This is a genomic window from Nostoc sp. DedQUE08 (assembly GCF_034530895.1).
Taxonomy (GTDB): Bacteria; Cyanobacteriota; Cyanobacteriia; order Cyanobacteriales; family Nostocaceae; genus Nostoc.
The window spans coordinates 1-14,336 of record NZ_JAVRCD010000110.1 but is presented as its reverse complement, the minus strand read 5'-3'; the positions used below and the strand labels follow the sequence as shown (position 1 = coordinate 14,336).

General features: G+C 41.1%; 15 protein-coding genes and 1 pseudogene. 10 read left to right on the top strand and 6 right to left on the bottom strand.

The window, feature by feature from the left end:
• Positions 1-761: 761 nt before the first annotated feature.
• A complete protein-coding gene (locus RMY64_RS35880; protein ID WP_322702586.1) occupies positions 762-2,561 on the top strand; it encodes an iron uptake porin in 1,800 nt (599 codons plus the stop codon).
• A 202-nt stretch (positions 2,562-2,763) separates the two neighbouring features.
• Here the strand turns inward: RMY64_RS35880 and rpmA are convergent, their stop codons facing one another.
• Positions 2,764-3,060 carry a 50S ribosomal protein L27 gene (gene rpmA, locus RMY64_RS35875; RefSeq protein WP_099099325.1) on the bottom strand — a complete coding sequence of 99 codons (297 nt, stop codon included), beginning with the start codon at positions 3,058-3,060 and terminating at the stop codon, positions 2,764-2,766.
• 29 nt (positions 3,061-3,089) lie between these two features.
• A complete protein-coding gene (gene rplU, locus RMY64_RS35870) occupies positions 3,090-3,497 on the bottom strand; it encodes a 50S ribosomal protein L21 (protein ID WP_289800080.1) in 408 nt (135 codons plus the stop codon).
• A 788-nt stretch (positions 3,498-4,285) separates the two neighbouring features.
• On the opposite strand from rplU, the gene RMY64_RS35865 reads away from it, so the two are divergent.
• Together RMY64_RS35865 and RMY64_RS35860 are read left to right on the top strand one after the other, a co-directional pair.
• The gene (locus RMY64_RS35865; RefSeq protein WP_322674100.1) at positions 4,286-4,519 is read left to right on the top strand and encodes a Nif11-like leader peptide family natural product precursor; all 234 of its coding nucleotides are present in this window, start codon (positions 4,286-4,288) and stop codon (positions 4,517-4,519) included.
• A gap of 317 nt (positions 4,520-4,836) precedes the next feature.
• On the top strand, positions 4,837-5,931 hold the full coding sequence (locus RMY64_RS35860; protein WP_322702585.1) for a DNA polymerase beta superfamily protein: 1,095 nt from the start codon (positions 4,837-4,839) through the stop codon (positions 5,929-5,931).
• 117 nt (positions 5,932-6,048) lie between these two features.
• On the opposite strand, the gene RMY64_RS35855 is transcribed toward RMY64_RS35860, so the two are convergent.
• Together RMY64_RS35855 and bchI are read right to left on the bottom strand one after the other, a co-directional pair.
• Positions 6,049-6,345: a hypothetical protein gene (locus tag RMY64_RS35855; protein ID WP_322674102.1), complete on the bottom strand. Its 297-nt coding sequence runs from the start codon at positions 6,343-6,345 to the stop codon at positions 6,049-6,051.
• Between the two features lie 172 nt (positions 6,346-6,517).
• Positions 6,518-7,642 carry a magnesium chelatase ATPase subunit I gene (bchI, locus tag RMY64_RS35850; protein WP_322702584.1) on the bottom strand — a complete coding sequence of 375 codons (1,125 nt, stop codon included), beginning with the start codon at positions 7,640-7,642 and terminating at the stop codon, positions 6,518-6,520.
• Between the two features lie 350 nt (positions 7,643-7,992).
• Here bchI and RMY64_RS35845 point away from each other — a divergent pair, with 350 nt between their 5' ends.
• Positions 7,993-9,258 (top strand): glycoside hydrolase family 10 protein, encoded by a 1,266-nt coding sequence (locus tag RMY64_RS35845; RefSeq protein WP_322702583.1) that lies wholly within the window; start codon positions 7,993-7,995, stop codon positions 9,256-9,258.
• A gap of 93 nt (positions 9,259-9,351) precedes the next feature.
• Here RMY64_RS35845 and RMY64_RS35840 read toward each other — a convergent pair whose 3' ends face one another.
• On the bottom strand, positions 9,352-10,053 hold the full coding sequence (locus RMY64_RS35840; protein WP_322689781.1) for an ATP-dependent Zn protease: 702 nt from the start codon (positions 10,051-10,053) through the stop codon (positions 9,352-9,354).
• 116 nt (positions 10,054-10,169) lie between these two features.
• Positions 10,170-10,565 (bottom strand): hypothetical protein, encoded by a 396-nt coding sequence (locus RMY64_RS35835; protein WP_322702582.1) that lies wholly within the window; start codon positions 10,563-10,565, stop codon positions 10,170-10,172.
• A gap of 66 nt (positions 10,566-10,631) precedes the next feature.
• Here RMY64_RS35835 and RMY64_RS35830 point away from each other — a divergent pair, with 66 nt between their 5' ends.
• From RMY64_RS35830 to RMY64_RS36990, 6 genes and pseudogenes are all read left to right on the top strand, one after another.
• Complete coding sequence (locus tag RMY64_RS35830; RefSeq protein WP_322702581.1) at positions 10,632-11,318, top strand: response regulator transcription factor; 687 nt, start codon at positions 10,632-10,634, stop codon at positions 11,316-11,318.
• An 8-nt stretch (positions 11,319-11,326) separates the two neighbouring features.
• The gene (locus tag RMY64_RS35825; RefSeq protein ID WP_322702580.1) at positions 11,327-12,622 is read left to right on the top strand and encodes a HAMP domain-containing sensor histidine kinase; all 1,296 of its coding nucleotides are present in this window, start codon (positions 11,327-11,329) and stop codon (positions 12,620-12,622) included.
• A gap of 146 nt (positions 12,623-12,768) precedes the next feature.
• Positions 12,769-13,110, top strand: a complete 342-nt coding sequence (locus RMY64_RS35820; RefSeq protein ID WP_322674109.1) for a hypothetical protein — start codon at positions 12,769-12,771, stop codon at positions 13,108-13,110.
• A gap of 291 nt (positions 13,111-13,401) precedes the next feature.
• A complete protein-coding gene (locus RMY64_RS35815) occupies positions 13,402-13,617 on the top strand; it encodes a DUF2945 domain-containing protein (RefSeq protein ID WP_094348753.1) in 216 nt (71 codons plus the stop codon).
• A 9-nt stretch (positions 13,618-13,626) separates the two neighbouring features.
• Complete coding sequence (locus RMY64_RS35810; protein ID WP_322702579.1) at positions 13,627-13,953, top strand: DUF3140 domain-containing protein; 327 nt, start codon at positions 13,627-13,629, stop codon at positions 13,951-13,953.
• A gap of 23 nt (positions 13,954-13,976) precedes the next feature.
• Positions 13,977-14,126: pseudogene (locus tag RMY64_RS36990) on the top strand (response regulator); the annotation flags it as partial.
• Positions 14,127-14,336 lie beyond the last annotated feature (210 nt).

Here is a 14,336-nt window from a genome sequence, read left to right as displayed (position 1 = left end):
CGCAAATGTCGGAATAAATCAGGGTTATCTGAAGCCTCTGAAAAGACTAAATACCCTAATACACGTTTTGGTTGATTTGTATAGTGCGTAAGTCCTAGATTGTTTCGCCTGACAATATAGCATTTCCTAGTCTGCTGAGGTACAAATCTCTGCATACCTCTGCGCTTAACTTTGCGTCCCTCTGCGCTTAACTTTGCGTCCCTCTGCGTTTCAAAATATTATCTGTACATCACTTAACTGAGAATCGCTATCAACTCATTATTGATTGCACGAACGACCGCGTTATATATTTTAATATTATCAAAAATTTATTTCTTATAATCTTAGATAATACTTTAATGTTATTTTTATATACCTCAAAAGTAAAAACTTTAAAAGTGTTTATTTTTGTAAAAAATATATGGTAAAGTACCACTTATCAAAACTATAGTGTATCTATAAACTTTAAGTAGTTTAAAAATTTCAAAAAGTAGTTTTTCAAGCAATGAAGTCTTTCCTAACGACTAAGTAATTGTTAAAATTGCAATTTTGAACTTGATAAAAGCTGCAACTACTCTAAGCCCATACATTGGCTTAGATATTATATGAATTACGTACAAAGAAATTTTGTACGGCAGCAATTCGCGTATTTAATCGGTAAACTTTCAGCAAACAGAGTATTTAATTCTTGATAGCTTGCTTTAGCAAGTTAGCTTTAGCTTGTGAATAATACAGTATTAGCAACAAACAGTGGTGTTTTCTTTTGTGTGTGAGGAACGGGTGTGAATTACTACAAGTTAATGTGTACCAAAAAAGTCAGTTGGCTGTGCTTACTTACTGCTTTAATTTCGCTGGGTGCATCTCCTGCAACTGCTCAATCAATTGCTGAAAATTCTGTAAACAATTTTGAGAGCGCAGACAAAGGCAACAGTAGCGGATTTTCAACTAATTTTAATTCTTTAGAATCGAATGCGATCGCTCAAGTAAACTCTGTATCTCAATTATCTGATGTTAAGACAACAGATTGGGCTTTTCTTGCACTGCAATCGGTAGTGGAACGTTACGGTTGCATTGTGGGATATCCTGACAGCACTTATAAAGGAAATCGCGCCTTAAGCCGTTATGAATTTGCTGCGGGATTGAATGCTTGCTTAGATAGAATCAACGAACTGATTGCTACTAGCACTGGTGACTTAGTTAAGAAAGAAGATTTAACTACTCTCCAAAAACTCCAAGAACAATTTACATCTGAACTTGCAACATTGCGTGGTCGAGTAAATGCCTTAGAACCTCGCACAGCTACCTTAGAGAAACAACAGTTTTCTACCACAACTAAACTTAATGGCGAAGCGATTTTTTCTTTGTCCACAGCGACAGGTGGAGAACCAGGCAGCCAAGATGCTAAATTAGCCTTCAATAATCGCGTCCGGCTCAATCTTACCAGCAGCTTTAACGGCAGTGATTTGTTGATTGTTGGACTTCAAGCTTACAATTTCAGATCGAGCGGTTCATTTTATGAAAGAGGAACCATTCAAGGTCAATTACTGCCAAATTCAAGCTTTCTTGGCGCAGGTTCAACCAAGTTAAGCTTTGAACCTCAATTTCCTGGTTTTAACCCCCAGACATTACAACCTGACGGTGGAGCAAATTCAGTTAGTGTTTACAAGCTAGCTTATGTTTTACCGTTGTCTCAGAAATTCGTTGTCTTTGCTGGAACCAATGCAGAGATTACAGATGTTTTTCCTGCAATCACTCCCTACGCCAGCGATAGCCAAGGTGCAATCTCTCGATTTGCAGGTTACAACGCTGCTGTCAGAATTACAGGAGGCACTTCTGGTACGGGTTTATTAGCGGGTGCTGGTTTCTTGTGGAATCCTTCAAAACAAGTGGGACTTGGAGTGATTTATGGTAGTGGTTCGGCTCCAATATCAGAAGATCGCGGTCTTTTGAACACACCTTTAGGAGCAGGTGTCTTTAACGGTACACAAGCGATCGCTGCCCAACTGACTCTCAAACCAATCTCAACTATTGATATCGGCATCAACTATGCACACAGCTACCACACAATTAACATTTTAGGTACAGGCTTGGGCAGCGCTGATATTGCTTCTATTCGATTTACTCCCAATGCAGCACAACTAGCGAGGTTTGGTGGTGACGCGACACTAGCAACTCTTGATGAGCCAATCACTGTAAATTCTGTAGGTGCAACAGTAACGTGGCGGTTTGCGCCGAAAACATCCCTGTCACTATCAGGTGCATTGCTTTTTGCTAATCTCTTGAATGTAGATGCCTCAACAACCTTTAGTAGCTGGTCGGCTGGGTTGCATTTTAGAGATATATTCCATGAAGGGAACACCGCCGCCGTCATTTTTGGACAGCCGCTTTATCGAGAATCTGTCGCGGGAGTTGCTTCTCGTCCAGAAGACGCGACTCCCTATCATTTAGAAACATTTTATAACTATCGGGTTAATGACAATATCTCCATTACCCCTGGTGTATATTTCATCTTTAGCCCGGAAGGCTTTAGTGCTAATGACACAGCAATTGTAGGCGCACTTCGCACTACTTTTGCTTTCTAGTAGTTCGCTTTCGTGACGCAAGCGGGGTAAAGGGTAAGGGGGAAGGTGGGGCCCCCTTTGGGGATAAGGGGCAGGGGGAAAGGGTAAAGAAACTCAAAATCCTTTCCCTTTAACCTTTAACCTTTTCCCTAAGAGTGCAAAAATATATTTTGCAAGAGGTCTCTTAATTTGGCATCAACAGCAAAATGTCCACCCTAATACTCTAACTTGCTACCGCTTCAGCAGGAGCTGCCTCAGCAGCAGTTATAGGTAAATAAACACTAACTTTTTTACGAGTTTTGCCCTTTCTCTCAAACATTACAACACCGTCGATTAAGGCAAACAAAGTGTCATCGCTACCAATACCAACGTTGTTACCAGGGTGGAATTTAGTGCCGCGTTGACGCACCAGAATGTTTCCTGCACGTACAACTTGACCGCCATAACGTTTGACACCCAGACGTTGGGCATTAGAATCACGACCGTTGCGTGTACTACCTGTTCCTTTCTTATGAGCCATGATTTCCTCTTGTGTATCTACTTCTTTTATTATTCAGCAGCGGTTTCAACTTCTTCAGCAGCAGTGTTATCTAGAACGGGGGTTTCCTTCTCCGGTTCTCCTTGGGCAGCAAACACTGCACCGTTGAGAGTGATGGAATCAATCATAAGTCTGGTAATTTCCTGACGATGCCCCCGTTTTTTGCGGGTTTTCTTTTTCGGCTTCATTTTGTATACCAGGACTTTACGACCTCTGTAATGTCGCATTACAGTCCCTTCTACAGTCGCACCTGTTACTAATGGCTGTCCAATGGTGACTTCGCCATCGTGCTGCACGAGTAATACGGAATCTATTGTAACTTTTTCATCTGGTTCGATCGCCAGCAGTTCAATGTCGTAAAACCGCCCTGGCTCTACTCGTATTTGTTTGCCGCCAGTTTCAATAATCGCGTAGGTCATGGAATTGTCCTTGAGGTTGCCGTACAGGTAGCTGGTTTTTATCTCCAGTAGAGATGCTTTTGCCAGCCTTTGTAATATGTCTACCTGATCCGAGCAGGAATTAGACAGACAATCTAACATACTATTTTATTAATACGCGTCAAGTCAAGCTCTAATAGGATTTTTTACGTTTGGCATTGCTATCTGGTCAGCCTAAAGATGAGAAATCAGTTAATTACTCTGTGCGATCGCTCATTTTCTAAAAGTGAGGAGGAATTAGTCAACAGTCGTCATGGGCGAATGTCACTAAGATAAGCGTTAACCCTTGGTATTACTGATTTTGGGGTGTAAGGTGTGGGGTGTGGGGTGTAGGGAATTACAAACAACTTGGTTTTGTCTGGCGCACTAAAATTCAATTTTTATTAACACTACACCCAACACCCTACCCCCAACACCCTGCCCTGACGATATTTCACATGAGTCTTCGTGCCATTCCGTCATGGGTGTAGGTGTAGCCCATCGTAGACATCACCCACTCGCACAAATATCAATTGTATTTACAAGAAGTCAGAACAAATACGTTTTAGAAAAAATTGCTACTATCTTAGGACTGAATATATCAAAAATTAACATTAGTTAGTATTAGCTTAAAAGTTATATTTTGTTATCAAAATCAACACATTTCTCTTCTTTGTTTTAAGATGAAATATACAGTGTCTCATCTAGAAATTCTTTACAAAAGTTAGTGAATCCTCAAGAGTTAAACTATCACATTTAAACGTGATATTTCAAACAGGAGATTGATTGTCATGACACAGCAAAATGCTGCCCGACTTTTTGAAGCTGTAAAACAAGATCAAGCGTTACAGCAAAGACTCAAAGCAACAGCCGATCCAGAAGCCTTCATCAAAATTGCTCAAGAGCGTGGCTATGATTTCGACGCCAAAGAACTGGATAGTGAAATCAGCAAATTATCTGAAGAAGATTTAGCTGCCATTGTCAACCCAGGATGGGGGAATAGACGCCACATTAATCCTAGATAATTTCTGTTCTAGGAAACCGAAAGTATAGAAACAACTGAATTGACAAGTTTTGCTCCTCAAGGGGATACTGTTGCATCATCTCCTTTAGAGATATTCTTGTTAAACACAAGGCTCAAATCCCTGATTTCCTAGAGAAGTCGGGGATTTTATTGTTTGCAAATGATTAAGTAGAGCTGTTATGTACCAATCGTCAGCTTTATTTATGCTGTGACAGTATCTATGTAATATCTGAAGAGAGTTAAAAATCCTTTCTCTACTATCCATCTCGCCACCTGCTTAATTCATGAGTTAGGATGACTATATTTTAATCAGGTGATATGAAAAGAATAGAAGTTGAGCAAAGAACTATTTTAATTGGTTTGGCTGGTAGCCACGGCTATGGTTTAAATCGTCCTGATTCCGACTTTGATTATCGGGGAGTATTTATTGCGCCCAAAAGGTACTATTTAGGATTTGATCGGATAGAACAAAAAGATGCTGGTTGGGATGAACCAGGAATATTTCCATTCGTTGATGGTAACAAAGACACAGTTATATATGAATTAAGAAAAATCCTCCAGTTATTAGCAGGCGCAAATCCCAATGTTTTAGAATTGCTTTGGTTGAATAACTATCCTTTTTTAAACGCAGTCGGACAGAATTTAATAGATCGTAAACAGTTATTTTTGAGCAAGAAGGTAAAACATACTTACACTGGTTATGCCTTTGCCCAAATCAAAAAGATGGAAACTCATCGTAAGTGGTTGTTAAAGCCACCGCAAAAAAAACCGCTACCATCTGACTTCGCTATAGAAGACGAAGCACCTCTGAGCAAAGATGAGCTAAATGCTTTTTTGGAGTATCTTTATAACTTAATCAGAGGACGGATTGAGTTTTTAGAAGAAGCAGAACAATTATATCAATTGCTGACAGCAGATATTGATTTTAAAGGAGTATTAAAACAATATGCTTTACCCGATGAAACTTTGGAATATACCCAAAAGTTAACCAATAGCCGTAAAGATTTTATCCGTCTGCTTCAGAAAAGCCAAAGCTATCAAATAGCTTTAAGGGAATGGAAAGCTTACTTATCTTGGCAGGAAAATAGAAATCCGGCTAGAGCAGAAATGGAAAGAAAATCGGGTTTTGACCTTAAACATGGAATGCACTGCATTAGATTGTTACGCAGTGGAGTAGAAATATTGCAGCGAGGTGAAGTGATTGTCGATAGGAGAATAGCTGGTGATGTTGAGGATTTAAAAGCTATTTTAAAAGGTGAGTATTCTTATGAACAGGTGATGAAAATAGCAGAAGATTTAGTCGCCGAAATGGAAATTGTTTGCGAACAATCTCCCCTACCTCATAAACCCGATCTGGAGCAAATTAATGAGTTGTGTATGGAATTGGTGGAAATGCAAAAATGGAGTCATTAGTCATTAGTCATTGGTCATTGGTCATTAGTCATTAGTTATTGGTGCTTAAAAAAAACAAATAACAAATAACAAAGGACAAAGGACAAATGACTAATGACAAAGGACAAATGACAAATTTTAAAGAGTGTACATTAAATCAGCAAAGCCATAGAGGCTGATGATGAGTAATAAGGATGCTGTTAGTTGGGTAATTCGTGTTTGGGGTGAGGGTGCGATCGCTTCCCGCACTAAGATGGAAATAGATGCCCCAACTACTAAGCTCAAGCCTAATATTAAATAGGGTATGTCAGGTAAAACACTGGCTATTGCCAGCATTGCGATCGCTAATAAGAGCATCAATAATTCTACAAACCTGGGCGGGTTGTATTGACTAGATAAAACAAAGCTGTTGAACCAAAAAGACCAAAATCTCATATTTCAGTACTAAGTTAAGAGTTAGGAGTTAAGAGTTAAGAGTTAAGAGTTATATCTAGTCAGTGCTGATTGAGGAATTAAAGTTGTGAGATATGAAGCAGCTTTCCATTCAAAACTCTTAACTATTAATTCTTCATCGGAGGCGGAGCGTTTCCGGCTCCGCTCCTAACTTTTAACCCCTAGCTCCTAATTTTTGACCTGTGCCGTTCTTTTGTGCAGTATCACTTTCTGGTAGTTCGACGCCAAAGACGCGGCTAAAAACTTTGGCAACTTTATAGCCAGAATCAATCGATTCTAAAGGGTCTTTCCGCAGTCTGTGACGCAAACATAGCGTAATTACACGATGGATATCATCAACTGTAACTTCAGTGCGTCCTTCATAAGCTGTTAAGGCTTTGGCAGCGCGGTTACTAACAATGTCACCCCGCAAACCATCTACATCTAGTTCTGAACAGACTTCAGAAATTTTCACCCGCAGATCGTAGTCAATTTTCACTTCTGGCAAAAGCTGTTGAGCATTGACAATTTGCTGTTGTAATGCTTCTTGCTGGGGTTTATAATTTTCGAGAAATACTGGCGGGTTTTGGTCAAAATCCGCCCGTTGTTCTACGATTTGCACCCGCAAAGCTGGTTCTTTTACGGTGTGAATTTCTGCGTGCATCCCAAAGCGATCGAGCAGTTGGGGGCGTAGTTCGCCTTCTTCTGGGTTTCCAGAACCCACAAGCACGAAACGCGCTGGATGACGAATAGAAATACCTTCTCGTTCTACAGTGTTCCATCCACTAGCAGCGGAGTCGAGTAACACGTCTACAAGGTGGTCATCTAGTAAGTTGACTTCATCCACATAAAGAATGCCCCGGTTAGCCTTTGCCAGTAGTCCCGGTTCAAAAGCTTTGACACCTTCAGATAAAGCTTTCTCGATGTCGATTGTGCCACAAACTCGGTCTTCTGTAGCTCCTAGCGGCAGGTCTACCATTTGGACTTTTTTGTGAACTACGGGAATTTCCGCCCCTTGTTGTAACAGTTGGCGGACTTCATCGCTCATCAAGTCAGGGTCGCTAGGATCGCTACTGAAGGGGTCATTAGCAACCACAGAAATTTCTGGTAGCAGATCCGCCAGCGCCCGAATAGTTGTGGATTTCCCGGTGCCGCGATCGCCCATAATCATTACACCCCCAATTTTGGGGTCAATCACGTTCAATAGCAGCGCCAGTTTCATTTCTTCCTGGCCCACAATTGCCGTAAAAGGAAATACTACGCGACGCGCACTTGCCGTGGATTGAGCAGTTGGACTCACTAAATTACCTTAACAATATTTTTCTTATTACAGTTCTTTATTGTGACACAGGTAGGGCATGGGGGAATGTGAAGATCGGGAGCAGGGGAGTAGGGGGAGAAATCAATTCAAAATTCAAAATTCAAAATTCAAACATTTTAGAACTTCTGCCTCCTCTTTCCCAATGCCCAATGCCCGATGCCCAATGCCCGATGCCCAATACCAATATCTGTTGGGCACAAATACTTATTAGCTGCGTCAACTACCTTAATTTGTCTGTTTTAGTTTTTTGGTGCAAAAGTTCCATAAGCAAGGAACGAACAACTACCAACTCATCAATTCTGTACTAAGCATAAATACTTGTAAACTATATGGTTAGTAGATTCAATCGTAAAAACGAGCAATGGCGTGTGTGGGTAGTTAATGCATCATTCAAATTTATGAAATCATCTTTTATTGTTCAAAGTTGGCGGCGACTATTCAAGTCTTTTTTTCCCATTCTCATTTTAATATCCTTTGTTACTGTATTGCTGGTGGACAGTTTCACCCCTGCGATCGCACAGATACCTCGTCAGGAAATTCGGGGGGTTTGGATGACCACTAATGATTTTGACACCCTCAAAAATCGAGACAAGGTGCAAGATGCAGTGAGTCAACTGCGGCGGATGAACTTCAACACAATTTATCCTGTGGTGTGGAATTCTGGCTATGTGATGTATCCTAGTGCCTTAGCACAACGTGCAGGTATTCAACCTTTTGTCTACAAAGGTTCAGATGGACATGATATTCTGGCAGACCTGATTACTCAAGCCCATCGCCAAGGATTGCTAGTGATTCCCTGGTTTGAGTTTGGTTTCATGGCTCCCCCAACCTCAGAACTAGCAATGAATTACCCGGATTGGTTCACACAAAAGCAAGATGGTAGTCAAACTTCAAACAGTGCGGCTGGTGAAGTGATGTGGCTCAATCCGTTCCATCCAAAAGTGCAACAGTTTATCACTAATCTTGTGCTAGAAACTGTTACTCAATATGATGCCGATGGCATTCAGTTTGACGATCACATGAGTTTGCCTCACGAGTTTGGCTACGACCAATATACAGTTGCTTTGTACACCAAAGAAACGAAAAATGCTCCCCCAAAGAATCCCCAAGATACGGCATGGGTAAAGTGGCGGGCAGATAAAATTACGGCGTTCATGGTGAAACTTAACCAAGCTGTGAAGCAGAGAAAACCCCAGGCGATTTTCTCTGTTTCTCCTAATTACTATGATTTTGCTTACAAGTTTCACTTGCAAGATTGGCTAGGTTGGATGCGGCAAAATATTGTGGACGAGTTAATTGTGCAAATTTATCGTCCGGATCTAAAAAGTTTTGTGGCAAATATTTCCCGCGCAGAAATTCAAGAAGCACAACAAATAATTCCAACTGGAGTTGGGATTATGACAGGGTTACGAAATAACCCTGTTCCCATACAGCAAATCAAGTCTCAGGTGCGGGCTGCCCAAGAACGCGGTCTAGGCGTAACCTTCTTTTATTATGAAAGTCTTTGGAACGACGATCTAGAATCTTTAACTGAGCGACAAGCTGGATTTAAAAATTTTTTTCCATCTCCTGCACTCCGCGCCAGGGCTGAATAACTTTTCTGTTTAAGATAATGTTAATGAGTTCGTAGTAAGGACTTTAATCCTTATTTTCTAAGCAATAAAGTGCTTACTACAAACTTTTCATTACTAGCTTGATATAACTTCTTGCTTCCCACTCCCTACTCCTAACTCAACATGACAATCTTCTACCGAAGTACGTTGTCGCATAGCACTAACTAAAGTCTCGTAGCTAGACCAATTTTCTTGCAATAGAGTTTTTGCCTGGAGAGCATGAAACCGCATTTTCTGCTGATAAACTGATTCAGAAAAGCCTAACATTGTCAAGACTCCGATCAACTTGCTTTTATCATCAGTTCCACCCTCAGCATTATTAAAAACAAGGGTTTCAGCAGCAATACCCGCCATCCAAACAGTGCAGTAGCGGTCTAGCATTTGGGCGCTGATTTTACCCACTTCTAATTGAGATGCTAATTCGCCATCATCAAAGCTAACGCCGCCTTGGCCAGGTTGTCCCTGTTTCCAGGCTTCCCAAGCGCTGAGTGTGTAGCCAGTAACGGGAATACCCAACAGGTAAGCAACTAAGAAATGTCCTGCTTCGTGGTGGACGATGCGATCGCGGTGTTCTTTTGAAAAACCAGCAATCCAATCTAAAAAGATAGTACCACCCTTGCCTTGCAAGCTGAAACTATCTAATGTCGCGATGCCTAAGATGGTGAAGGTAGCAAGTGCTGGGACTGCCGGAGATAAGTTGAAGAATGGCCCCACCAATACCGATAGGGTCATGAGAAAGATAGATATTGCAACTAAATTTAGGCTAGTTTGGCTCATTGAGAGTTTTCTGAATGCAACTTAATATTTCTTTATTATGTAGGAATTAATGTATATTTAATTGTTTAGGTGTGGATTTGTGATTTTGGTTGATTAATTTCTTCTTTGGAAGTCCCTTAGTTCTCAATGCGATAACGTATCAACCGCTTTATTGCTGTTATTGGTAATCCTAAAGCTTGAGCGATCGCAGCATCGACTTGAGCGAATTCAGTCACAGGAAACTCAAATTCCATTTCCTTTAAAACCGAATCAGCAGTGTAAACTTTAACTTCAGTCAACTTTTGTTTGCGTTGAATTACAGCTTCAATAGACATGACAGCTAGTGAAACAGAAAACTGAATTTGATGTTTTGAGTCGGCGTGAATTTGGGCGGTTGGATCGTAGGTATAGCTCAATACTTGATGCGTTAGCAAACCCGTACTCAACCAAAAAAACAATCCGATTAAGGGTATTGGCAGCCAAAACTCTAGTCCTAAGTTAATGAGAAATTGCAACCAGCGAGGTCGAGCCATAATACAGAAAAAGTTTGATGATTAATTCATCATAGGAAAAAGAAAAAAAGTACAGCGACATAATGAATGAGAATTTTACTTGTAGAGGATGATGTTACTCAGTTACAACCACTACAGGGTGCGCTATCGAAAGTCGGACATATTGTAGATGGTGCTGAAGATGGTGAAACAGCCCAATGGTTAATGCAACAGAGAGACTACGATCTGTTAATTTTAGATTGGATGTTGCCCAAAGTGAGTGGTGTTAGTCTGTGTCAACAGTATCGTCAAGCAGGAAAAACGGCTCCAGTGCTGATTCTCACAGCTAAAGATGCAATTTTGGATAAAGTATCTGCTTTAGATGTTGGTGCAGATGACTATCTAGTTAAACCCTTTAGTTTGCTGGAACTGTTGGCAAGAGTACGAGCACTGGGACGCAGAGCGCCACTCTGGCAAGGCGACACGCTAGAGTTAGCCGACCTACAACTTCATCTCAACACTCTAACGTTACAACGCCAGGAAGTTACAGTCCAGTTGTCGGGTCGAGAGTTTCAATTGCTAGAATATTTCTTTCGACATCCCAGACAGGTACTCACTCATGACCAAATCGAACAAGCACTTTGGGAGTGGAATATACAACCAGACAGTAAAGCGATCGCCATGTCAGTGCATCGACTGCGGCAGCGCTTACAAATGGTGAAAGCAGAAGATTGGCTGCAAACCGTTTACGGTATGGGATATAGATTGCTTGCTCCTGAATCATGCGATCGCTAATCCCTAACATGTTCAACCGGAGTCGGCGTAACCTAGCTCGCTGGTTTACGCTCTCTATGGGAAGTATTTTGGCGATCTTCGCGACAATACTTTACTTTTTAGAAGTAAAAGAGCAATTGCGGGCATTTGACCAAGAACTTTACAATACAACTCAGTTGATGGCGGCTGGCGTTGAAGATGGACTTTACCAAGAACAGCAACGCATTAGTCTCGAAGATGTCCCCATCTTGGGTGGTGAAGCTTTGCCCTTTGACAATAAAATTATTTATGCCCGTTGGTACACTCCCAAAAAGCAATTACTAGAGTTTTTTGGTGTCATTCCATCAGAGCAGTTAAATAATCGATTAGGATTTCAAACAATTGAGTCAAGCGATCGCGTTTCTACCAGTGTTCGCCAAAATAAACAGCTGCGTCAATTAACAGTTCCTGTTTTTCAGGATAAACAATTAATTGGCTATCTAGAGATAGCCGCTTCTTTAGCGCCTGTTGAAGAAACTTTATGGTCGTTGAGACTGTTTTTAATAGTAGGTGTACCCATTGCTTTAAGCGTAATTGGTTTGACGGGGTGGTTTCTTGGTGGAATGGCCATGCAGCCAATTCGCCAAGCCTACGAGCAATTACAGCGTTTTACAGCCGATGCTTCCCACGAGCTACGGACACCCCTTCAGGCAATTCGGAATCATGCTCAGTTTAGTTTGCTCGAACCAATCGATCCCAATCAACAGCAAAGTTCCCTAGAAAATATTGACCAGATTGCTGAATCAATGGGAATGTTGATTAGTGATTTATTATTCTTAGCTCGAAATGAAGGACAGTTAAAGCCAGAGGCACTTCACCTCGTCAATTTGGTTAGCTGGCTGGGAGCATTAGTAGAGGAATACACTCACTCAGCAAAAGTAAAAAACTTAGAATTCACCAGCGAATTTCCTGAACAATTGGTAATGTTGAGAATAAATCCAGATTTAATGCGGCAAGCAGTAACAAATCTTCTTAGTAATGCCTACCGCTACACGCCGTCTGGAGGTAGAGTTTGCTTACGAGTCTTCTTTGAGTCTCGTTGGGTAGTAATTGAAGTACACGATAGCGGTATTGGGATTCCAGAGGCAGATTTACCGCATATCTTTGAGCGGTTTTATCGAGTAGATAGTGTGCGATCGCGCCATACAGGAGGCTTCGGGTTAGGATTAGCGATCGCCCAACAAATTGTCCAGGTACATGAAGGACAAATTATCGCAATCAGCCGTTTGGATGAAGGCTCTACATTTCAAATCAAGCTACCCTTCACGCTTAAACCTTTACCATAACGAGCAATTCATACTGGGCAAGCAAAGATTTTAATTGTTAGTGAAGGAATTTCTTGGCTTAAGACCGTGCTGTTACTTTCTTGTTACTTTTATCCGGCAATCTGAAAATAAGCGTGAGTTACACATCAGATTGGAGGTCTTAACAAATGAATTTCAATCCTATACCCAGCATCGTTTTAACTAGCTTGTTTGCCTTGCTAATTTCTTTTGAGGTGGAAGCGCAGAAAGCACCAAACCAAATTGACAATTTGCCAAACGCTCGTGTTACTACTATCTCCGGTCAAGTTACTAAGCTTTTAGATGACGAGTTCATTCTCAACGATGGTAAGGGACAAATCATTGTTGAGGCAGAACCTCATTTGGGGCAACCCATTAACCTCTCTGTAGGAGAACAAGTCACCGTAGTTGGCAACTATGATAACAATGAGTTCAATGCCCTTAGTATTACTCGTGCCAACGGTGAAACTATTCAAATTCATGACGATTAAATCTCCGATACTTCAGGTTGTTCCCATGAATCTAATTTTGATTGCTGAAGACTAACCGGCGTTGCTGAATCAAGGAATGATTCTTGTAGGGTGGGCGACACGAGAGCCTCGAAATACAAGGGATGGGCATCTTGCCCATCTCACAAAACTAGCAAAATCATCCCGCTTTCTCTGCAACGCCGACTAATCTTGTTTGCTGTTTTTTTCTCTATCACTAGAATGATGGCTACTTTTCCAGTCGCAGACATAATGTGACCTTAGTAGGTATAAAACATCAAATAGGAAATGAATGTGGCTGAACAATTCAAAAAAGGCGATCGCGTTGAATGGAACACTTCACAAGGTAAGACAACTGGCAAAGTTGTAAAGAAGCTCACTTCACCTACAGATATTAAAGAACATCATATTGCTGCAAGTGAAGATAACCCTGAGTACTTAGTTGAAAGCGATAAGACAGGGAAACAAGCTGCTCACAAGCCTGATGCTCTGAAGAAAGTAGAGGAGTAATGCTTAGTTATGAGTAAAGATGTTAAAGCGGTGATTGACGAGTTTCATCAAGTTGTCAATATGACACCTAAAGAACTAGAGTCTTGGCTAGATACGGATGAGTCACAAACTGTCGGGCAAAAAGATGGCGACGATGAGTCAATCGGTCATAAATCTGGACGGCGTATCATCCAGCTATTGCAGAAAAAGGATGATTACACCGACGACGATCTTTCGCACATGAAGAAAGTTATTAGTTACGTCCATCGTCACATGGCACAGAAGCCATCGGGTAATTTGGAACACACACGCTGGTGCTATTCTTTGAAAAATTGGGGACACGATCCACTTAAGTAAAGTACTTTGTAGCCTGCCATTTAGGTGGGCAAATTCCTGCGATCGCTCTTAGTGCTTACGCCGCAGAAACCACACAAAAACAGGTTTTTACAGCCGGATTTCAACTCCATATCGCTAAACCAGCCGATCCTGCCAGATTGGTAGCTGCGATCGCATCTCTTGTGAAGAATTGAACTTTTAAAAGTCATCAAGTTTGAAGCACGCAGACTAAGTAAATTGCTGAGAATAATTCAAACTATATTAACTAATGTAAAAAATATTGAAATTAGTTTCTAGTGAGCGGCTCCAGCCCTTACTACAAACCTTTAATTATTTATGCCATCCTACTTAAGCTCGACTTTATCCATTTTTAATTCAATCAAGCAGCGTAAACAGCAATATCT

Coding starts and splice junctions, on each gene's coding strand:
- rpmA (WP_099099325.1), bottom strand. CDS start 3,060: ATGGCTCATAAGAAAGGAACAGGTAGTACACGCAACGGTCGTGATTCT.
- rplU (WP_289800080.1), bottom strand. CDS start 3,497: ATGACCTACGCGATTATTGAAACTGGCGGCAAACAAATACGAGTAGAG.
- RMY64_RS35825 (WP_322702580.1), top strand. CDS start 11,327: ATGTTCAACCGGAGTCGGCGTAACCTAGCTCGCTGGTTTACGCTCTCT.
- RMY64_RS35865 (WP_322674100.1), top strand. CDS start 4,286: ATGACACAGCAAAATGCTGCCCGACTTTTTGAAGCTGTAAAACAAGAT.
- RMY64_RS35845 (WP_322702583.1), top strand. CDS start 7,993: ATGGTTAGTAGATTCAATCGTAAAAACGAGCAATGGCGTGTGTGGGTA.
- RMY64_RS35840 (WP_322689781.1), bottom strand. CDS start 10,053: ATGAGCCAAACTAGCCTAAATTTAGTTGCAATATCTATCTTTCTCATG.
- RMY64_RS35835 (WP_322702582.1), bottom strand. CDS start 10,565: ATGGCTCGACCTCGCTGGTTGCAATTTCTCATTAACTTAGGACTAGAG.
- RMY64_RS35855 (WP_322674102.1), bottom strand. CDS start 6,345: ATGAGATTTTGGTCTTTTTGGTTCAACAGCTTTGTTTTATCTAGTCAA.
- RMY64_RS35810 (WP_322702579.1), top strand. CDS start 13,627: ATGAGTAAAGATGTTAAAGCGGTGATTGACGAGTTTCATCAAGTTGTC.
- RMY64_RS35830 (WP_322702581.1), top strand. CDS start 10,632: ATGAGAATTTTACTTGTAGAGGATGATGTTACTCAGTTACAACCACTA.
- RMY64_RS35860 (WP_322702585.1), top strand. CDS start 4,837: ATGAAAAGAATAGAAGTTGAGCAAAGAACTATTTTAATTGGTTTGGCT.
- RMY64_RS35820 (WP_322674109.1), top strand. CDS start 12,769: ATGAATTTCAATCCTATACCCAGCATCGTTTTAACTAGCTTGTTTGCC.